The 21,164-nt window shown below is 34.9% G+C and carries 20 protein-coding genes and 2 pseudogenes; 7 read left to right on the top strand and 15 right to left on the bottom strand.

Features of this window, described 5'->3' with window-relative positions; all coding sequences use genetic code 11:
* Positions 1 to 12: 12 nt before the first annotated feature.
* The 4 genes from AC22L0_RS24390 to AC22L0_RS24375 all read left to right on the top strand — a co-directional run bounded on the left by AC22L0_RS24390 (position 13) and on the right by AC22L0_RS24375 (position 3,216).
* Positions 13 to 918, top strand: a complete 906-nt coding sequence (locus AC22L0_RS24390) for a TIGR01777 family oxidoreductase (RefSeq protein WP_000684380.1) — start codon at positions 13 to 15, stop codon at positions 916 to 918.
* A gap of 139 nt (positions 919 to 1,057) precedes the next feature.
* On the top strand, positions 1,058 to 2,188 hold the full coding sequence (locus AC22L0_RS24385; protein WP_000698314.1) for an amidohydrolase: 1,131 nt from the start codon (positions 1,058 to 1,060) through the stop codon (positions 2,186 to 2,188).
* Between the two features lie 241 nt (positions 2,189 to 2,429).
* Positions 2,430 to 2,987: a GNAT family N-acetyltransferase gene (locus AC22L0_RS24380; RefSeq protein ID WP_000914737.1), complete on the top strand. Its 558-nt coding sequence runs from the start codon at positions 2,430 to 2,432 to the stop codon at positions 2,985 to 2,987.
* Positions 2,988 to 3,096: 109 nt separating this feature from the next.
* Positions 3,097 to 3,216: a YfhE family protein gene (locus AC22L0_RS24375; RefSeq protein WP_000358482.1), complete on the top strand. Its 120-nt coding sequence runs from the start codon at positions 3,097 to 3,099 to the stop codon at positions 3,214 to 3,216.
* Positions 3,217 to 3,584: 368 nt separating this feature from the next.
* Here AC22L0_RS24375 and AC22L0_RS24370 read toward each other — a convergent pair whose 3' ends face one another.
* The 13 genes and pseudogenes from AC22L0_RS24370 to AC22L0_RS24310 form a co-directional block, all read right to left on the bottom strand.
* Positions 3,585 to 4,751 carry a diglucosyl diacylglycerol synthase gene (locus tag AC22L0_RS24370; RefSeq protein WP_087966446.1) on the bottom strand — a complete coding sequence of 389 codons (1,167 nt, stop codon included), beginning with the start codon at positions 4,749 to 4,751 and terminating at the stop codon, positions 3,585 to 3,587.
* 412 nt (positions 4,752 to 5,163) lie between these two features.
* On the bottom strand, positions 5,164 to 5,895 hold the full coding sequence (gene pflA / locus AC22L0_RS24365; protein WP_000238467.1) for a pyruvate formate-lyase-activating protein: 732 nt from the start codon (positions 5,893 to 5,895) through the stop codon (positions 5,164 to 5,166).
* 69 nt (positions 5,896 to 5,964) lie between these two features.
* Positions 5,965 to 8,214, bottom strand: coding sequence for a formate C-acetyltransferase (gene pflB, locus AC22L0_RS24360; RefSeq protein ID WP_000195464.1), 2,250 nt, complete (start codon positions 8,212 to 8,214; stop codon positions 5,965 to 5,967).
* A 152-nt stretch (positions 8,215 to 8,366) separates the two neighbouring features.
* A pseudogene (locus AC22L0_RS24355) lies at positions 8,367 to 8,587 on the bottom strand (hypothetical protein).
* Complete coding sequence (locus AC22L0_RS24350; protein ID WP_002100715.1) at positions 8,556 to 10,100, bottom strand: glycosyltransferase family 2 protein; 1,545 nt, start codon at positions 10,098 to 10,100, stop codon at positions 8,556 to 8,558. The pseudogene AC22L0_RS24355 and the gene AC22L0_RS24350 overlap by 32 nt, the downstream one beginning before the upstream one ends.
* Positions 10,093 to 11,058, bottom strand: coding sequence for a UDP-N-acetyl-alpha-D-glucosaminuronate decarboxylase (locus AC22L0_RS24345; RefSeq protein ID WP_000037023.1), 966 nt, complete (start codon positions 11,056 to 11,058; stop codon positions 10,093 to 10,095). The genes AC22L0_RS24350 and AC22L0_RS24345 overlap by 8 nt, the downstream gene beginning before the upstream one ends.
* Positions 11,055 to 12,296 (bottom strand): nucleotide sugar dehydrogenase, encoded by a 1,242-nt coding sequence (locus AC22L0_RS24340; RefSeq protein WP_001088932.1) that lies wholly within the window; start codon positions 12,294 to 12,296, stop codon positions 11,055 to 11,057. The genes AC22L0_RS24345 and AC22L0_RS24340 overlap by 4 nt, the downstream gene beginning before the upstream one ends.
* Positions 12,289 to 13,833, bottom strand: a complete 1,545-nt coding sequence (locus AC22L0_RS24335; protein ID WP_487272460.1) for a glycosyltransferase family 2 protein — start codon at positions 13,831 to 13,833, stop codon at positions 12,289 to 12,291. The genes AC22L0_RS24340 and AC22L0_RS24335 overlap by 8 nt, the downstream gene beginning before the upstream one ends.
* Before the next feature lie 13 nt (positions 13,834 to 13,846).
* On the bottom strand, positions 13,847 to 14,041 hold the full coding sequence (locus tag AC22L0_RS24330) for an LSm family protein (protein WP_000899469.1): 195 nt from the start codon (positions 14,039 to 14,041) through the stop codon (positions 13,847 to 13,849).
* Between the two features lie 16 nt (positions 14,042 to 14,057).
* On the bottom strand, positions 14,058 to 14,459 hold the full coding sequence (locus AC22L0_RS24325; RefSeq protein ID WP_000335548.1) for an LSm family protein: 402 nt from the start codon (positions 14,457 to 14,459) through the stop codon (positions 14,058 to 14,060).
* A gap of 155 nt (positions 14,460 to 14,614) precedes the next feature.
* Entirely contained in the window at positions 14,615 to 15,862 is a 1,248-nt protein-coding gene (locus tag AC22L0_RS24320; protein ID WP_000371841.1) for a serine hydrolase domain-containing protein, read from the bottom strand.
* A 253-nt stretch (positions 15,863 to 16,115) separates the two neighbouring features.
* On the bottom strand, positions 16,116 to 17,618 hold the full coding sequence (nagE, locus tag AC22L0_RS24315; RefSeq protein WP_000938903.1) for an N-acetylglucosamine-specific PTS transporter subunit IIBC: 1,503 nt from the start codon (positions 17,616 to 17,618) through the stop codon (positions 16,116 to 16,118).
* A 141-nt stretch (positions 17,619 to 17,759) separates the two neighbouring features.
* Positions 17,760 to 17,874, bottom strand: a pseudogene (locus AC22L0_RS24310) (transcriptional regulator).
* A 69-nt stretch (positions 17,875 to 17,943) separates the two neighbouring features.
* Between AC22L0_RS24310 and glsA the strand changes: the two are divergent.
* Positions 17,944 to 18,873, top strand: a complete 930-nt coding sequence (gene glsA, locus AC22L0_RS24305; RefSeq protein WP_001149850.1) for a glutaminase A — start codon at positions 17,944 to 17,946, stop codon at positions 18,871 to 18,873.
* 174 nt (positions 18,874 to 19,047) lie between these two features.
* A complete protein-coding gene (locus AC22L0_RS24300; RefSeq protein ID WP_000766604.1) occupies positions 19,048 to 19,389 on the top strand; it encodes a DUF3969 family protein in 342 nt (113 codons plus the stop codon).
* 22 nt (positions 19,390 to 19,411) lie between these two features.
* On the opposite strand, the gene AC22L0_RS24295 is transcribed toward AC22L0_RS24300, so the two are convergent.
* Both AC22L0_RS24295 and ytaF read right to left on the bottom strand, forming a co-directional pair.
* Positions 19,412 to 19,570 (bottom strand): hypothetical protein, encoded by a 159-nt coding sequence (locus AC22L0_RS24295; protein ID WP_000532409.1) that lies wholly within the window; start codon positions 19,568 to 19,570, stop codon positions 19,412 to 19,414.
* Between the two features lie 114 nt (positions 19,571 to 19,684).
* On the bottom strand, positions 19,685 to 20,296 hold the full coding sequence (gene ytaF, locus AC22L0_RS24290; RefSeq protein WP_000108728.1) for a sporulation membrane protein YtaF: 612 nt from the start codon (positions 20,294 to 20,296) through the stop codon (positions 19,685 to 19,687).
* A 130-nt stretch (positions 20,297 to 20,426) separates the two neighbouring features.
* On the opposite strand from ytaF, the gene AC22L0_RS24285 reads away from it, so the two are divergent.
* Positions 20,427 to 21,080 (top strand): DUF1232 domain-containing protein, encoded by a 654-nt coding sequence (locus AC22L0_RS24285; protein WP_001262772.1) that lies wholly within the window; start codon positions 20,427 to 20,429, stop codon positions 21,078 to 21,080.
* The last annotated feature ends 84 nt before the right edge of the window (positions 21,081 to 21,164 follow it).

The raw sequence follows: 21,164 nt of genomic DNA, 5'->3' as shown, positions 1-21,164 counted from the left end.
GAGGAAATACTTGTGAAAATCGCAATTTCTGGTGGTACAGGCTTTATCGGCAAATCCCTTTCTACTTTTTTTATTCAAAAAGGATATACTGTTTACATTCTCACACGAAAAAAAACTACTGAAACTTCCGATCCTAACCTTCAGTATGTTCAATGGACACCAGATTTACAAACCTTCCCCCTCTCTTCTATTGATGTAGTTATTAATCTAGCCGGAGAGTCTATTAATAGTAGATGGACAAAGCAACAAAAGAAAGCCATTTTAAACAGTAGAATTCAAACAACAAAAGGACTCATTAAACAATTGCAGGGACTCCATACAAAGCCACACACATTTATTAACGCAAGTGCTATTGGATACTATGGAACGTCTGAAATAGAGTCTTTTACAGAACAGCATGAGACTCCTGGAAATGACTTTTTAGCAAATACAGTATATTCATGGGAACAAGAAGCATCTAAAGCACGTTCTCTCGGAATACGAACAATCTACGCAAGATTTGGAGTTGTATTAGGTGCAAATGAAGGAGCTCTTCCAAAAATGCTACTTCCCTATCAATTCTATATCGGCGGCACCATTGGTTCTGGGAAGCAATGGTTATCATGGATTCATATAGACGATGTCGTTCGTATGATGGATTTCATTATACACAAAAAAGAAATTGATGGTCCTCTTAATATGACAGCACCAACACCTATAAGAATGAAGGAATTTGGAGAAACCATTGCAACTATAATGAAAAAGCCTCATTGGTTGCCTGTACCTTCTTTTATCATTCAAACTTTATTAGGTGAAATGAGCATACTTGTACTAGAAGGGCAACGTGTATTACCCATTAAAGCAATTGAACATGGATACCAATACACATTTCCAGAAATAGACCATGCATTACAAAATATACTTTCGCATACAATGTAGTACTTCTAAAACACAATTTTACATGGGCTCTTTCAAAACTTTCATTTTCTAGGATCCGAAGCATTACCATACAAATAACCTTTCAGTTACTTTCCCTTAACTTCCATTAGCATTATAAAGTAACAGAAATGAGGTACCTATGAAAATATTGCTCAAACAAGCCATTGTATACCCTATTACATCTCAAAAGTTTCAAGGAGATGTACTCGTTACAGGAGAGCGAATTACCGAGGTCAAACCTTTTATTCCACCTACTCAAGATATGACCGTTATAGATGCACGAGCACTCCATCTCTTACCTGGCTTTATTGATGTCCATACTCACCTTGGTCTCTATGATGAAGGTACTGGTTGGGCTGGAAATGATGCCAATGAAACATCTGAAGTTTCAACACCACATATTCGTTCTTTAGATGGAATCCATCCTTTCGATATTGCCTTTCAAGACGCTGTACAAAACGGAATTACAACCGTTCACGTTATGCCTGGCAGTCAAAATATTATCGGGGGTACTACTTGTGTAATAAAAACAGCTGGAACTTGTATTGATCATATGATTATTCAAGAACCTGCTGGTTTAAAGATTGCCTTTGGAGAAAATCCTAAAAAAGTCCATAGTAATGGAACAAAAGAATCCATTACACGTATGGGGATTATGGGGTTACTTCGGGAATCATTCTATGAAGCACAACACTACGGGCACGAAGCTGATTTTCGAATGCTTCCTATTTTAAAAGCATTACGTCGGGAAATACCCGTACGTATCCACGCTCACCGAGCAGATGATATTAGTTCTGCTCTACGCTTTGCAACAGAATTCAATCTCGATTTACGCATTGAACATTGCACAGAAGGACACTTTATTGTTGAAGAACTTTCAAAACACAATTTGAAGGTTTCAGTTGGTCCCACTCTGACACGCCGTTCTAAAATCGAACTAAAAAATAAAACATGGGATACTTACCATATATTATCAAAAAATGGTGTGGAAGTTTCTATCACAACAGATCATCCTTATACACCCATTCAATATTTAAATGTTTGCGCTGCTGTTGCAGTAAGAGAAGGGTTAGACGAGAAAACAGCACTAGAAGGAATCACCATATTCCCAGCACGAAATTTGCGTTTAGAGGATAGAATTGGAAGCATCGAGGTTGGAAAAGACGCCGATCTCGTGCTATGGACTCATCATCCTTTCCATTATTTAGCCAAGCCTGTACTAACTATGATTGATGGGAAAATAATTTACAAAAAAAATAAAAAAAACTAGTTTATTTTTTTGACTAGATAAAGTATTATACGATTATAAACTGAATGAAACCATAATCAATTTGTGTCGTGATTATCATTTTCAAATTGATGAATGGGGAAGGCAAATGGTGCGCCACCAGCGTTAGAAACTGGTTCTAGTGGGTTCGATTCCCACCCCGAAATTTTTTAAAGATTGATATAAAAATTTCGAGGGTGGGGTGTTTTTTCGTCATGCTACCCTCGTGTGAGGAGGAGTTAGTATGTTGAAAAAACGCGACTTACACGACAGCCACGTTCTATACGAGTTAATGGTGGATCCAGCTGTCTTCCCTTTTGTGCGTCAAAAGGCTTATTCTTATGAAGAATATTTATTCTTAACGAAACAAACGATTGAAGCTGAAGAGCGTGGTGAATTAATTTCACGCACAATTTTAGATGAATGGGGTAACCCTATCGGAACAATTACTTTATTTGATGTGCAAGAAAAAGCTGGATTTCTCGGGACATGGCTTGGCAAACCATATCATGGAAAAGGCTATAACAAATTGGCAAAAGATTCATTTTTTAGTGAACTTTTCTATGAATTAGATATTGAAACAATTTTCATGCGTATTCGTAAAATAAATATTCGTTCTATTAAAGCTGCAGAAAAACTGCAATATGTGAATCTAGCAAACGAAACAAGAAAAGCCGTATATGATGAAATTAACGCAAACGAAGAAGTGTATAACTTATATGAAATTCCAAAAGATCAATACACACTTGCTACAATGCGAGATACAACCTTCCAAGATGCTCATCAATTAAAAGAAGCGTAATCTAAATTTTCTGAAATGATAATCAATCGTTAACATTTTCCATATGCGTATATCCCCTCATGTCTTTGGAAACGATAAATAGTAACTTTAAGACACGAGGTGATTTGTAATGGATAAAAAGAAACGTGATAAAGCAAAAAACACATTATCTAGTACACAAGAAGTTCTCTATCAACGCGAATTTCAAAAAGCAGATCGTGCAGCAGGATATCGCTCGAAAAGCATTTAAAGTGAAAATGAATAATTAGAAGTTTCCCCCCTAATTATTCATTTTCATTACATAATTTTCTCGACTGATAGAAGTAAGCAAAAAAGCCCCTTATACATAAGGGACTTTTTTGCTGTGGACAACTTTATCCACAAAACCGATGAAATTGTTAGTAATTTTCAAAAACATTTAATATTTTTCTATATTAAAGCATATATCAGCTGTTTTAATTGTGGATATTTTTCTAAAAATTGTGGACAATGTGGATATAGTTGTTAATATTCCGACTTTACTGTTTAATGAAAGCGCAATCCTTTTGTGGATAACTCACTAAATTTTCTTTAAAAATAATAAAGAACCCTCTTTACATATACAAAGAGGGTTTCATATTAAGTAAAAGATTGTGCAAGAGCAGGTGATTTAATAGGTATATGACGCGGTTCTGCATGATTTTCCGCCAAAATTGCATCTACAATATGGCCAGCTGGCTCTGGAAGATAGATGCTTTTCATTGCTTCTTTCATTTGAAGAAGCTTCACATCATCTTGTAATAATGCCTCTGTTTTTGCAAAAACCTCACTATCATCGCGAATGACAACTGCTGCTCCCTTTCTTTCAAAGTACATCGCATTTTCATTTTCTTGTCCTGGAACAGGCTTATATAAAATGACAGGTACTTGCAACGCTGCTGCTTCACTTAATGTTATTCCGCCTGGCTTCGTAATCATACAAGAAGTAATACGGAATAATTCATCAATATTTTCAACATACCCAAACACTTTTAATGCATCGGAATTTTGCTTCTGTAAACTTAATAAATCCTGTTTTAAAGCTTCATTTTTCCCACAAACGACAACTACTTGTAAATTAGGCATTGACATAAATGATTGGCATAGTTCTTTTACATTTCCTAATACCCCATGAGCACCTGCTACAATTAGTAAAATCTTTTTATTCTTACATAACTGATATTTATTATATATGATTTCTGGATTTACCTTTAACTCAAAACTACTCCGAATTGGAATTCCTGTTTCAACAATTTGTTCCGCAGGTACACCGATATCAACCATCAATTCTTTCACATGATCCGTTGCAACAAAATAACGATCTACTTCTCGATGAATCCATATTTTGTGCACGCAAAAATCCGTTAATACGTTATAGACAGGAATTGAAATACCTGTTTGTTTCTTTAATTCTGGTACAGCGATAATTGGAAATGTATTAATTACAATATCTGGTTTCTCCACCTGTAAAAGTGTTTTCAAACGTTTCCTTCCAAAGTTCGCATACCAAGATGCTATTTTCTTATCATAAATTTTTTCTACCCCGTAATAAAACAAACGATATAATTCTTTTCCTATTGTATAACTTTTTAAATATAGATATTTTGTAATGTCAGTTATAAATGGATGTGATTCTCCAAACAAGTCGCATACAATAACATCTTCAATTCCTTTTTGGCGAAATGTTTGTTCTAATGTTTTTGCTACTTGCACATGACCATTACCGTAATGTGCAGTTAATATTAAAACCTTGGGGTTTTTTATCAAACAAATCCACTCCTAGCTTTTTGTTTCTCCATATTGCATATACGACAATAGGAAAAACATTTTCCTTAAAAATTACATAAACAGATTTTAATAATTCCCTTTCAGCTATGTACCTGTCGTGGATATGCAAAGCATATAAGATTGACCCCTTAATCCTATCTGTGCTCATATCTTTACATTATACTTTCCTATAAGAGCTTTCGCAATAACTTACAAATGTTCTCTATTCCATGATACTCACTCTTTTACTTCTTAATTCTTTTTACTATTTTGATTTCCCTTTACAATTATGTAAATTTCTCCATTTATTCCGTACAAAATTATGGATATTCTATTTTCAGTATACTCTTTTATCAATATATACTCTAGATTTTATTGTAAAGAAAGCAAAAAGCCTAATCCAATATTTGGATTAGACCGCTTGTAAAATATATTTAGCATGTTCTACATTTTTCTCAGTAGGTGGTTCTACATTTGCGAGTGGATACTTGTGTCCAAGCGCCTCCCATTTATATACACCAAGCTTATGATATGGTAACACTTCAACTTTTTGAACATTAGACAGACTTTGAATAAAGCTAGATAGTTTTTGTAGATCCTCTTCATTATCCGTAACACCAGGAACTAATACGTGTCGTACCCAAATCGGTTTATTCTTATCCGATAAATAACGAGCAAATTGTAAAATATGTTCATTTGGTTTCCCTGTTAATTTACGATGCTTTTTGGAATCGATATGTTTCAGATCCAATAAAACTAAATCTGTATAATCCATTAAAATATCTAGCTTATTTTGGAATTCTGGTTCCTCAGAATAACAACCACCAGAAGAGTCGATTGTTGTATGGATACCAGCCTCTTTACACTTTTTAAACAACTCAATTAAAAAGTCTAGCTGTAATAATGGCTCTCCACCGCTAACTGTTATACCGCCTCCGGAAGCTTCAATAAATGGAAGGTAACATGTCACATCCTGCATCACTTCTTCAACTGTTATTTCTTTACCTTTACCGATTTCCCACGTATCAGCATTATGACAATATTGACAACGTAATAAACACCCTTGTGTAAATATGACATAACGAATCCCTGGGCCATCAACAGTACCACAAGACTCTACAGAATGTATTCTTCCTTTTACCATGTTACTTCCTCCTTTATTGAAACAGCCTCCCTTCGCTATATATTAAGAGCGAAGGGACACTTTTTTCATTTACATGCTTTCATGCATTGTACGGTTAATTACATCAATTTGTTGTTCACGAGTTAATTTAATAAAGTTTACAGCGTAACCAGATACGCGAATTGTTAATTGTGGATATTTCTCAGGATGTTCCATTGCATCCATTAATGTTTCACGGTTAAATACGTTAATATTTAAGTGGTGGCCTTCTTTTACTGCATAGCCATCAAGCATTGATACTAAGTTACGTACTTGTACATCATCTTCTTTACCAAGTGCTTTCGGAATAATAGAGAATGTATTAGAAATACCATCTTGTGCATCTTCATATGGTAATTTAGCCACAGATAATAATGAAGCTAATGCACCTTTTGTATCACGTCCATGCATTGGGTTCGCACCTGGTGCAAATGGTTCTCCAGTACGGCGGCCATCTGGAGTATTACCAGTTTTCTTACCGTATACAACGTTAGATGTGATTGTTAAGATTGACATTGTATGAACAGAATTTCTGTATGTTTTATGTTTACGAAGTTTATTCATAAATGTTTTTACAAGATTTACAGCAATCTCATCTACACGATCATCATTGTTACCGTATTTAGGGAAATCTCCTTCAATCTCGAAGTCAACTGCAATACCATTTTCATCACGAATTGGTTTTACTTTTGCGTATTTAATTGCACTTAATGAATCTGCTACTACAGATAGACCAGCAATACCTGTTGCCATTGTACGAAGAACGTTTGTATCATGAAGTGCCATTTCAATACGTTCATAGCTATATTTATCATGCATGTAATGGATAACATTTAATGTGTTTAAATATAGACCCGCCAACCATTCCATTGTCATATCAAACTTATGCATAACTTCTTCATAATTTAATACTTCAGAAGTAATTGGTGCGTACTCAGGACCAACTTGTGCTTTAGATTTTTCATCTTTACCACCGTTAATCGCATATAATAATGCTTTCGCTAAGTTTGCACGAGCTCCGAAGAACTGCATTTGTTTACCGATTCTCATTGCAGATACGCAACATGCAATACCGTAATCATCGCCGTATTCAGGGCGCATAATGTCATCATTTTCATATTGAATTGCTGATGTTTTAATAGACATTTTCGCACAGTAGTTTTTAAAGTTCTCTGGTAATTGTTTAGACCAAAGAACAGTTAAGTTTGGTTCTGGAGCTGGTCCTAAATTATCTAATGTATGCAAGAAACGGAATGAGTTCTTTGTTACTAATGGACGACCATCTAATGCCATACCACCGATAGATTCAGTTACCCAAGTTGGGTCACCAGAGAATAATTCATTATAATCAGGTGTTCTTGCGAATTTCACAAGACGTAATTTCATAATGAAGTGATCTACAATTTCTTGTACTTCTTCTTCTGTTAAAGTACCATTTGCTAAATCTCTTTCAATGTAAATATCTAAGAATGTAGAAGTACGCCCAAGACTCATTGCAGCCCCGTTTTGCTCTTTAATCGCTGCAAGGTATGCGAAGTATAACCATTGGAATGCTTCTTGCGTGTTTGTTGCTGGCTTAGAAATATCGAAGCCATGAGAAGCGGCCATTTCTTTTAACTCTTGAAGTGCACGCATTTGCTCAGATAACTCTTCGCGTAAACGCATTGTATCTTCGCTCATTACACCGCCAGTTAAATTTAAATCAGCTTTTTTCGCTTCAATTAAATGATCAATACCATATAACGCTACTCGGCGATAGTCACCGATAATACGTCCACGTCCGTATGCATCTGGAAGACCCGTAATAACACCTGATTTACGTGCATTTCTCATTTCTGGTGTGTATGCATCAAATACACCTTGGTTATGAGTTTTTCTCCAATCTCTAAAAATACGACTAAGTTCTTTATCCATTTCGTATCCATAAGATTCACAAGCTTGTTCTGCCATACGAATACCACCATATGGTTGTAAAGAACGTTTAAATGGTTTATCAGTTTGGAAACCGACTACTTTTTCAATATCTTTATTTAAGTATCCAGGGGCATGTGATGTAATAGAAGAAACAATTTTTGTATCCATATCAAGAACGCCACCGTTTTCACGTTCTTTCGTTGTTAAATCCATTACTTGATCCCAAAGTTGTTTCGTTGCTTCAGTTGCTTCTGCTAAGAAAGATTCGTCTCCTTCGAAAACGTTTACATTATTTAAAATGAAATCGCGAACATCAATCTCTGCTTTCCATTTTTCACCTTTAAAGTTTTCCCATGCGTTTTTAACATTTTCTAATACTTGAGTCATCCTAATCTCCTCCATTTTTGATTAGTACAGGACTAAGATTTTTTATATAACAGCTTACACACTTAGAATACTACTTTTTTACGAAAGTGAACGAAATAGTTGTGACATGTTTGTGAAATATTGAGCAAACTACTATATATACAGTGTTAACTTCATTTAAAAGTCTTTAAAATTAACCCTTTCCTTAATTGTATTTTTTTGGTATCCTTATATACGAGTCCTATTTTGTAATATAAGAACAATACCCATTGTAGAGCTGTAATACTCTTATCTCCTAATCTGTTATAGTTTTTATAACAGAACAAAAAAGTGTACACATGTTGTACACTTTTTTGTTACTTCTATAAAACATCTCTTTTTCTATTGCCATCATAGAATCCGCCACGATTGTCTGTTAATGAAATTATTTGCTCTAGTCCCTCTATATGATCACCTATAATTCGAAGTACAGCAGGAGGGTGACCTATTTTTGCGAAATGTTCACTGGGACGAATACGGTTCATCTTATCAACCTCAACACGATATACACATGCAATTTCAAATCCAGACAGAAGAGCCTTCACTTGTGCTACACAAGGTGACAATAAAGATTTATACCCAATTGCTTTCAAACACTTTTGGCTAAATGCATTAGGTACCGCAATAAGTGAGCCTACCCCTAAATCCTTTCTATCACAAGCTAAATTTAGTGCATACTTAAATGCAGTTACAAGATGAAGTGGTACTCTTAAATCTAAATAGTGATTTAAATCATTTAATGCGACGTCCTTTCCATCTGCTATAGCTTTTGCAAAAGGATATAGCTCACTCGCTGGAATAATAAAATCGCCGTCTATAAATAACACAATTTCTCCTTTGGCAAAATAAGTTCCAAGTGAGCGCCCTACATCATTTCCGAGTGCTTCTTTATATACAATTGTCGTTGCCCCTTTGTCTTTTGCAATTTTTTTCGTTTTATCTGACGAACCATTTACGACAACGATAATTTCGAAGGGTTCAATTTTGCGAAGCTCTTCTATAACGTTTCCAATTGTTTTCTCTTCATCTTGTACGGGAATAACAACAGATAGTTGCTTTCCTTTATACAAATTAGATGTGACGCCCCATCCTTGATAAAACTCTTCAAAACTTAAAGTATGATAGACACTATCCCTTTTCCTATTTCCATCATAATATCCTCCGCGCTCATCACTGCTTAATATCCGTGCCGCTACTGCTTCTATATGATCACCTATCATTCTTTTTTCAGATTGGGAAAGATTTGTTCCATATGCAGCATGCTGGAATGGACGAAATTTATTTGGCGTAATAACGTCAATGGCGCAATGACGACTAATTCTCCATTTACTTTGAAGTAGGCGTAAATGAGCCACAATAGGATTAACAAAACATTCATATCCGATGCTTTGAACGACTTCTTTCGTCAGCGCATGAGGTACATCTAATAAAGAATTAATTTTTAATTCTTCACGCTCTAACATTGCATTTAATATTTGGCGCCATACTGTAATAGAAGTAGGTTTTTGCCTTTTTAAAAATAATGCATCCAAATTATTTAAAACTACATCTGCCTGATCGTATAAAATCGGATTAAGGAATAATTTTAATTTTGAAGTTTGAATAGCAAAATCACCATCTATAAATAGTAATACATCACCTATCGCATGTTTTGCGCCGACTGCACGTCCAACATCGTTCCCTAGTAGCTCTGTATGTTTGATTACTTTACACCCTAAACGATCTGCAACATCTTCTGTTCCATCATTACAACCGTTTGCTACTACAATAATTTCTACTGGATTTAATGGTCTTACCGATTGAATAACGTCTGAAATCGTATCGACCTCATTACATGCAGGAATAATAACAGATAATGACTTAGCCATTGTTTTGTTCACGAAACCACTTAATTGTTTCCTTCAATCCGTTTTCCCACGTTACTTTCGCCTGAAATTGAACAAGCTTTTTTAATTTTGTTACATCTGGTCTTCTATTTGGAATTTCTTCAAAACCATGAGGATATACTTCTTCAAAAGGCACTTGTACAATCTTCGAAGAAGAATTCGTTAATTTTTTAATTACTTCTGCTACTTCTTTTATACTCTGTTCATTCTCAGAACCTATATTAATAATCTCACCATTTACCTTCTCATCCATTGCCCGAATTGTTGCTTCTACCGCATCACTCACATACGTAAAACAACGTGTCTGCTTTCCATCTCCATATACGAGAATGTCTTCTCCTTGCAAAGCCGCACTAATAAATCGCGGGATTACCCCTGCATACGGACCATCTTTCGCTCTTGGACCATAAATATTAAAATATCGAACAATCGTTACCGGTAAACCTTCTAATGCGTATCCTAAACATAATGTCTCTTCCAACGTTTTACAAACTGCATAACTCCAACGAATTTTAGAAGTTGCCCCGTATAATCGATCTCCCTCTTCAGAGAAAGGCGGCTTGGCCTTACCATATACTTCTGAAGTAGAAGCAAAAACTACTTTCTTCTTTCCTTTTAACGCTGCTTGTAAAATATTTCTCGTCCCATCAAAATTCGTTTCTATGAGCTCTATACTTTTTTCCATTGTTGTTTTCACACCTAAAATTGCTGCTAAATGAAACACGACATCATGCTGATCTACTAATTCATAAATAGAATTTTTATCTAAAACACTTATTGGAATAACACGGATTTTTTTCATTAACTCTTTATGGTACTTATTTTTACCTTTATAAAAGTTATCCACAACAGTGACCTCATAACCTCTTCTCATCAACTCTTCAGCTAAATGCGACCCGATAAATCCGGCCCCACCTGTAATTAAACATTTCTTACTCATTTACTCACCTTCTTTACAATCCCGCGTGTATCTATTACTCGGTCCATTCCTTTAAAAAGCTTCCAATCAATATTAGAATGATCCGTTAAAATTAAAATACAATCCGCTTTTTTAACTTTTTCTTCATCTAAAGAAACAGATTGATACACCTTATCTCCAATTTCCGCGAAAGAAATATAAGGATCATGATATTCTATCTCGTATCCTTGATTTCTTAATAATTGAATAATCGGTAACGCTGGTGATTCTCTCAAATCATTTACATCTTTTTTATACGCAATCCCTACAATTAACACCGTTGCAGGTGATTGCACCACACTTTTTACTTTCCGGACCATTTTCTCTGGCATTTCTTCATTAATTATATGTGCTGCCTCAATTAATTGACTAATTGCCCCATTCTTTTTTATTCTCCATTGAAAATATAAAGGGTCTACTGGAATACAGTGTCCCCCTATCCCTGGCCCTGGCCAATATGGAGTAAACCCAAATGGTTTTGTAGATGCCGCTTCAATGGCCTCATAAAAATCAATGCCTAAACTTTCACATAGTGTGTTTAGTTCATTTACTAAAGAAATGTTAACTAAGCGCTGAATATTTTCAAATAGCTTGCACATCTCTGCTACTTTCGGAGAGCTAACAGGTACAACTTCGTCAAAAATGGTACTATATAAATCCTGTACCTTTTGTCTACACTTTTCTGTTTGTCCACTAATAACTTTTGGAATAGCTTGAACTGAATATTGACTATTTGCTGGATCAATTCTCTCAGGGGAATATCCGATATAGAAATCTTCCCCTACCTTGTTACTATTTTGAGAAATAATAGGTATGATGACTTCTTCAAGTGTGCCTGGATATGTGGAGCTTTCAAAAATGAAGGTTTGTCCTTTTTGAAGGTTTTGTTGTATATAATGCGAAGCTGAAATGAGGGCACTTAAGTCTGGTTCTCTTTGTTCATTAATTGGAGTCGGGACAGTGACAATAACATAATCACTACTTTGAAAATCAGCAATGCCTTGATCCGGTGTGTTTACTGTTAATTTTTTTTTCGTCAATAAACTTTGTAACTCTTTAGAAGAAACATCTGGAATATAACTTTCTCCTTTTATAATTGAGTCTATTTTTCTAATATCTTTATCTAATCCAAGTACTGTATGCCCTCTTTCTGCAAAATGTACCGCTAAAGGAAGGCCAACATACCCTAACCCAATAATAGCTACTTTACTACTATTCATTTGTATTCTCTTCTTCCCTTCTCAATTGTTGAATGATATCTCTATCTCTATCTCCATCAGTAAAGCCACCACGTTCGTCCGTACGTTGTAATAAATACGTAACCGCCTCAAGTTGATCACCGAAAATACGATCAAACGCTGAAATACGCCCATTTACAAATTCGTGTTGCTCTGGACGTACTCGATTTGTTTTTATAACATCTACTAACTCTACTGTTGTAATAGAGAATCCTTCTAAAATAGCTTTCACTTGTGCTAATGGCGGAATGATAAGGGAGTCATATCCTATTTTCTCTATTACCTTCTTATGCATGGCATGTGGTACAGCAGTTAGTGAGTTATTCCATAAATCTGGTCTTTTCGCTACCAAATTCAAAAAGTATTTTCCCATACTAATTGGATCTGCTGGATGAAACATATCTAATAAGCATTGTAAATCATTTAACACCACGTCATTTCCATCTTCAACAGCATGTAAAAATGGAGTGAGTTTTTTTGCTGGAATAACAAAATCACCATCAACGAATAAACAAATATCTGCCGTAGCATGCATAGCCCCTATTGCTCGTGCTACATTATGTCCAAGCGTCTTCGTAAATTCAACTACAATAACATTCTCTAGCTTTGCCTGTTTAACAGTCTCAACATCTGCTCCATTTGCGACAACTATAATTTCATCTACACCTGCTTCTTTCACTTCTTGTATAACAGACCTTATAATTATTTTTTCTTCTGATACCGGGATAATGGCACTATATTTCGCTTTTTTCTTTTGTAATAAAACTGGTTTATACTTTCCTACAAACGCTCTATCTCTATTGTCCTCTGAAAAACCACCGCGATTACCGTATGTTTCGATTACGTATTGTAAAGCACGCAAATGATCACCCATAATACGACTAGTCGCTTTCGGATAAGGAGAGCCAGGTGATGTGCCCGTATGGACAGGACGAACTTTATTTGTGTAAATGACATCAACTGAAGCCATATCAGAAATATCTACTCCTCTAGACATCGCCATCGCTTGAAATAATGCTGGATCTGCTAAATTCCACCACCCCAGTTTTTCAATCACTTTACGACTTATCGAATGTGGTATTGCAATTAAAGATCCTACAACAAACTCCTTCTTGTTCAAATAACGATTTAACATATATTTTCCAACCGTCGTATAATGCGGTCTCATCTTCAAATAAACGGACCATGTTAAATTATTTAAAACAATCTCATGTCCTTGCTGTATTCCTTTAATAAAATTGTATAATTCTTCACTTTTCATGACGATATCACCATCTAAAAATAAAACAATTTCACCTTTTGCTTCTCTAGCACCAATTGCCCGTCCCACATCATTACCAAGGGAATATCTATAATAAATCACACGGCAATTATGCTGTAGCGCTATTTCTTTCGTACCATCTGTCGATCCATTATCTACTATGATAATTTCATATGGTTCGAGCTTTCTTACTTCTACTAAAACTTTTGATAAAGTACTTGCTTCATTATGCACTGGAATAACAACTGACACTCTCATACTTGTATCACTCTTACCCTTCCAAGCGAACATAAGCAATAATAGGAATACGCACAACTACATCTTCTGGTGGTCCATAAGAAGGAGAAGTACGAACAATTACTGCCCCATCCGTCACAGATAAAAGAACGCCTGCAATGATTTCTACAGCTGTCACAACTTGCACTAGTTCCCCAACATGGTTACGTAATTCATCAGTAAATAACATATATAACGCTCCTTTCTTACGCTTCTTTAATTGATATAATACTTGTAAATGGTAATAAAACTTCTGTTCCTATTCCTTCTTGCAATGTTAAGAAGTCATCACCAACTGCTACAATAACGCCTGTTAACTGTCCCACTGTCACAGTAATTTCTACGTTTTTACCTAAATACTGCTCTGCAATTTCTTTAAAAGGTGATGTAGTACATTCTTTTAAAATGTTACAAATAATAGATTGAAATCTACTTGATTCAATAACTTCTTCAGTAGCTTGCTTAGAGTTTCTTTGAATAAATCTCGCGAAGTTTTGTGAAAATAAAAGTCTTTCCACAGCAGGTAATAACTTATTATCTAAAAAATAATCTAATTGCCTATTAAACAATCTCGATAATTTATTCCAATATTTTCTGAACAGACACATACACTTCTCCTCCTATTATTTTTAGATTATAAAATTTCACATCCATACATCTTAATGTATACAAAATAGATATTTTTGTGATAGGTAAGACATACATTTTCTAAAAGAAATATTTGGTTCAAGGCATAAAAAAAACTATCCAAAAGGATAGTTTCTTACACTTCAATATTCCGCAATATCGAATAAATATCGTTATTCACTTTACCAAATGATTTAATGTTATTTTGAATGTTAGATAATAAAACAACATATACACTACCATTTTTACTAAATCCGTTTAAGCAATTCCATCCTGGCATTACACCGTGATTCGAATAGCTTCCTGGGTCTACGTACCATCCAAACCCGTAATCCTTTTTTCCACCCGTAAACATTTGATCGTAACTCTCTTTTGAAATTAATTTACCAGAGAATAGTGCTTCGTTAAATAAATATAAATCATGCGCACTTGTGTATATATCACCACAACCATATAGTTGTGACATGCTCGGAATATTAGGTGTTGTCATATTATTATTTACTATTTTATAACCCGTTGATGGGAATCTTGTTTGTTCTAACGCTGTGCCAAAACCAGAATGTTTCATACCCGCAATAGCAAAAATATGTTGCTTAATATATTCTTCGAGCGACTGTCCACTTACCTTCTCGGCAATGTATGCAAGTATAGAGTAGTTCGAGTCAGAATACTTCCATTTCTCTCCTGGACCACCAATACGCTTTTGATTTCCTATCCGCTTTATCAGTTCTTCATGAGAAATATCTTCTTTTCCCTGCTCATATTCGGGAATCCCTGATGTATGTGTTAATAGATGTTTTAGCTGAATACTATTACCTTGAGGAAAATTTGGAATATACTTTGCAACAGTATCTTCTACTTGTAATTTATTTTGATCTTTCAACTGCATAATAGCAGTTGCTACAAATGCCTTTGAAATAGAACCAATATAAAAAGTCGTCTCTGAATTATTCGGTACTTTCTGTTCTTTATTTGCCATACCGTACCCTTTATTCAAAAGAACTTTTCCATTCTTTACAATAACAGCTGTCCCGCTAAATCCTGCGTTTTGTAAATACTGGTCTAATTGAGCGTTTTCATTAATTTCTTGAGGTGGTCCCTCGGGAAGCTTCTCCACAGCTTGCGCTTGCTTCACTTGTTCTTCCTGCTCTTTTTGTTTTTGCTTCTGTACTTCTTGTTTCTTTTTTTCTTCTTTCTTTTTTAGCTCTTCTTGTTTCTTCATTTCTGCTGCCGCTTTTAAAGTTTCTTCTTTCTTATTATGCGCAACAATTTTTGTATACATAAAATATACAAGTGATAATAGTAAGACGAGAATGATTGTTCTTTTTATGTATACAATCGGCCGACGTACTTTCCCATTCGCATTATTTTTTTCCTGATCCATAATTGCTTTTTTCCCCTTACTCACCAATAATTTAATTCCTCTATTAAAGATTTATTTTAGTAGATTATGGATAATCCATTCTATATCATCCCTACTTTATCACGCACTGCACATATTACCAACCTATATGTACAAAAAAGAAAAAGAAAATTTACAAAAGTAAGATTCCCGTTAAATTATTAACAAAAAAAAGAGGATATCCTCTAAAAAATTGATTTTATCAATCTTTTTGGACATCCTCTTATCTCATTATTTATACGTGTTTTTTCATATCATCGGCAACAGATTCAACATTTGTACCTACGATAACTTGTACACTTGTATTACTTAATTTCATAACACCTTTTGCACCAGCACGTTTTAATGCTGCTTCATTTACTTGACCAGCATCTTTTACTTGTAAGCGTAGACGTGTTGCACAGTTATCAATAACTGTTAAGTTTTCTTTTCCGCCTAAAGCTGCTACGTAAGTTTCACCGATTGAACCTGCAACTGGTGCCTCACCATCTTCAACTAACTCATCGTCATCTTCACGACCAGGAGTTTTTAAATCGAACTTCTTAATTAAGAAGTAGAATACTATGAAATAAATTGCTGCGTAAATTAAACCGATACCTGCTAGTAAGACTGGTTTTGTTGCAATACCGAAGTTTAAAGCGTAATCGATTGCACCGGCACTAAATGAGAAACCATCATGAATGCCAAGCGATGTTGTAATGAATAAAGAAAGACCTGTTAATACAGCATGAATACCATATAATACTGGTGATAAGAACATGAATGAGAATTCAATAGGCTCTGTAATACCAGTTAAGAATGAAGTTAATGCTAGACCAGCTAACATACCAGTAACTGCTTTACGCTTTTCTGGTTTAGCAGCTGCAATCATTGCGAAACATGCTGCTGGTAAACCGAACATCATAACTGGGAAAAAACCAGTCATAAACATACCTGCTGTTTTGTCACCTGCAAGGAAACGAGCAATATCACCATTAACAACATTACCTGCTGCATTTGTAAAGTCCCCAAATACAAACCAGAAGTATGTGTTCATTACGTGGTGTAAACCAATTGGGATTAATAAACGGTTTAATAAACCAAATAATCCTGAACCAATTGCACCTAAATTAACAATTCCATGAGCTAATGCATCAATACCATTTTGAATTGTTGGCCAAATTTGTGCAAATAGAATTCCTAATATCAGCATCACGACTGATGTAACAATTGGAACGAAACGTTTTCCAGCAAAGAAACCTAACCATTCTGGAAGTTTAATCTTATGGAATTTATTATAAAGAAGTCCTGCTATAACACCAACAATAATACCACCTAAGACTTTCATATCTACTTTAGTCGATAATTCAGCAGCCTTAGATACTTGTGTCATTGTATCCGCAAGCTTAGATGGATCTACATTTGCGCTATTACCTATTAAATCTTGGACTTTACTTAATTTACCTTGTAATTCAGCAGTTGAATACCCTTTGCTAAGTGCATCAATACTATTTTTCATAACAAGATAACCAATTGCACCTGCAAGACCTGCTGCACCACTACCATCCACTGAAAGACCGATTGCAATACCAATTGCAAAAATAAGTGCTAAGTTATCAAAAACTGCTGCGCCGGCCTGTGCCATAACAGGAATATCAAATACATCTGGTTGCCCTAAACGAAGCAATAATCCTGCTGCTGGTAGTACTGCGATCGGAAGCATTAAAGCTTTACCAATACGTTGTAAAAACTGCAACATTTTAATTCCCCCTAATTAAATTTATGAAATCGTTATCATTATAAGTACGCTTTAGAAAACGCTTTCTATTACATAACCATAATAACATATAGTTGTATAGATGTGTAGTTTTTATTTCTGAACTTTTTATGGATAAATCTCCTATTTCCAAACTGTTATATAAAAGGAAAATTCTCCTTTTTAAAATACAGAATACTCGAAACGAAAGACCTATTATAGCACATTGAACTTTCGTTTTATCATTCCACTTTTTCATGTTATTATTTATTTCCGAGCATATCGGGAAAAGTAAACTTAGTTAATTCAAAATAGGAGCGTTGGTACTATGCAGTGCATTGAAACAAACAACTTACAACAGTTGTTAGAACAAGTAAAACCATATACGAAAAAAGGAAAACTTGCTACTTATATCCCCGAACTAGGAAATGCAAATCCAGACGATTTAGGGATTGCCATTTTCCATAAAGAAACAGAATATATCCATGCAGGCAACTCACAAACACTATTTACTCTTCAAAGTATTTCCAAAGTAATTACACTTGCCCTTGCCCTTTTAGACCGTGGTGAAGAATATGTATTTTCTAAAGTTGGAATGGAACCAACGGGTGACCCATTTAATTCTATTATTAAGTTAGAAACGACAAGTCCGTCCAAACCCCTTAATCCAATGATAAATGCAGGAGCTTTAGCTATTACAAGCATGTTAGCAGGAAAAGATAACGAGGAAAAAATGGAACGTATTCTTCATTTTGTACGTGAAATAACAGATAATCCTACTATTAATTATTCCTCTAAAGTTGCCGATTCAGAACTAGAGACAGCTTACCTAAACCGTTCACTTTGTTATTATATGAAACAAAACGGAATTATCGATTGTGATATTGAAGAACTTATGGATTTATATACTCGTCAATGCGCAGTTGAAGTAAACTGCATCGATTTAGCACGTATCGGCTTAATTTTTGCAATGGATGGATATGATCCATATAAGAAAAAACAAATTATCCCTAAGCATATTACAAAAATTTGCAAAACATTTATGGTCACATGTGGTATGTATAACGAATCTGGTGAATTTGCAATTCGTGTTGGTATTCCTGCAAAAAGTGGTGTAGCCGGTGGTATTTTTGGCTGCGTAAAAGGAGACATGGGAATCGGTATTTTCGGACCAGCTTTAGATGCAAACGGAAATAGTATTGCCGGTTTTAAAATCCTTGAACTTCTTTCTGCTCAAGAAGGTTGGAGCATTTTTTAATCGCGAGTTATCCTGCTATACTAGCAGGATTTTTTATTTCGCCAAAACCTCACTTTTGTCAGTTATCAATCCTCTTACAAAAACAGTGCTGAAAGTTTCTCTATATCATGCATATTTGTTCCCCCCTCCTGAATAATATAGTACAACCTAGCGCTATATGTGGAGGTGTGAAAGATGAAACTAATATTTCAAATGGGAAAACAACCTGTTCTTGAAAAAACAATCCTTCTTTTTATACTGAGTATTGTAGAAAGCTTGAAGTTAAAAGTTGTTTCACTCGACGAAGCTCACCGATACATATTCAATTTAGAAGTACTTGAATTATTAATGGATCGGAACATCGATGATCAAGTACTTGAACTTATTCATTTCGGGATGGGACTTGAAGACATTTATCATGTGCTTCCTGAAGAACTTGAGCATACGATTGAGGAATTAAAGTGGCTTTGCATTCAAGTATTAAGTGAGTACAGTATGCATGAAGAATCCGAACAATTAATTGAAGATATACGGTAAAAAAGCACCTATGTAGGTGCTTTTAATGTTTTTTTAAACTATTTTTATACGCCTCAATATTTACTGGTAGCTCTTCCTCTTCCAAAGTATGTTCATTTACATCTTTATGAATGAACGCACCTTTAGGTGGTTGATGATCATGCCCTTTTTTCTTATGATCAAATGCTTTCCCGCGTCCCATACAAATCCCCCTTTCTTAAAAGAAATCCGTATTAGTATGGAGAAAAGTACGTCGATATATGCAATCTCTTGCTGTATTTCCAAGGAAATACTCGAACCTTGTTTTCTACTCTCCTTACAACAACTGATCGATCCCAATAAGAATTAATAACACTCCTGCGATAACTGTCGCCCATTTCCCTAAGTATTCTGCTAAAAATCGTTTTCCTACATACGCAAAACCACTAATACAAATAAAACTAAACACCCCAGAAATAGTCGCTGTAAGCCAAAGATTTAAATTTGTTACCCCTGCATCAAATCCACCTGCAATATTATTAATAGACAACGCAACTCCTAAAACAATTGCTTCTGAGAAACTAATTGTTTTAGAACCATCAAAATCTGCTTTTTCCGGATCACGTAAAATTCCCATAAGTACATTATCATCTTTAGAACCTGCAGTATTTTTTTGGCCCAAGAAAGGCTGACATAAAATAAACACACCGATTATCCCTAAAACGATTGCTCCAATCAGATTTGCTGTAAACTCTGAAATAAATAACGCAATCCAGTTTCCAAAAAATCCAGCTAGTAAAGTAAATAAAAATCCAAAGAATGCGATGATAAAATTGTTAAACCACGAAATACGAATTTTACGAATGCCATATGCAATTCCAACACCTGCATTATCTAAATTAGAAGCGATCCCGATTAAAAAAATTGAAAATAAGCCTACCGTACTCATAAATAGTCACCCCTTTTTCTCACTTTTCAATGCATATTATGAAAATGTTGAGCAACTGTGCCTGTCTGTTTCATATACTTGTAATAAATGCTCAATATTTTTTCAACACTAAAAAAGGAGTGCCTACACTATGGCTAATGAAAACCCGAATGATCGGCTTGGCAAATTAATAAAAAAACTTTTAAAAGAACGCGCCTTATCTATGCGCCAACTAGGAATACTTACAAATATTGATCCTGCAACAGTCTCAAGAATTATTAATGGTAAACAACCACCAAAACAAAAACATCTACAAAAATTTGCAGAATGTCTTCAAGTTCCACCCCAATTGTTATTTGATGAAATGTACCCTGATTCTCCTCACATTAATAAAGAAAAAACAGATATGTACACATCTCTTGATACCATTCAGCAAACGCTGCAATCCTCTAACTTATTCGATTTCGATTACACTACAACTCGCGTAAAACAAGAACTCGAAAATTACGAACGCTATGCCCAGACAACAGAAGGCGAAAAACGTATTCATGACAGTTTCGCAAGCAAATTAGAGCAAATTGATAGTGCTGGTCCTTTTATTGAACAATTAACAGATATGTATCAACAATTTTGCAATGAAACCATTTCAAAAGAAGAACGTGCAGTTCTTGGAAGCGCATTACTGTATTTCATTTTATCGACAGATATTATTCCCGACTATCTCTTTCCAATTGGCTATTTAGATGATGCGATCGCCGTTGAATTAGCAAAAGAGAAATTACTTGAAATAAAACGAAAGACATAGCAAAATAAAGAACTATTTCAGTTGTTTATTTTCACCTCTGAAATAGTTCACTAAAAAATCGTACAAGTATACATACTCGTACGA

Source organism: Bacillus sp. LQ01, assembly GCF_057624735.1.
This window is presented reverse-complemented; position numbering and strand designations above follow the sequence as displayed.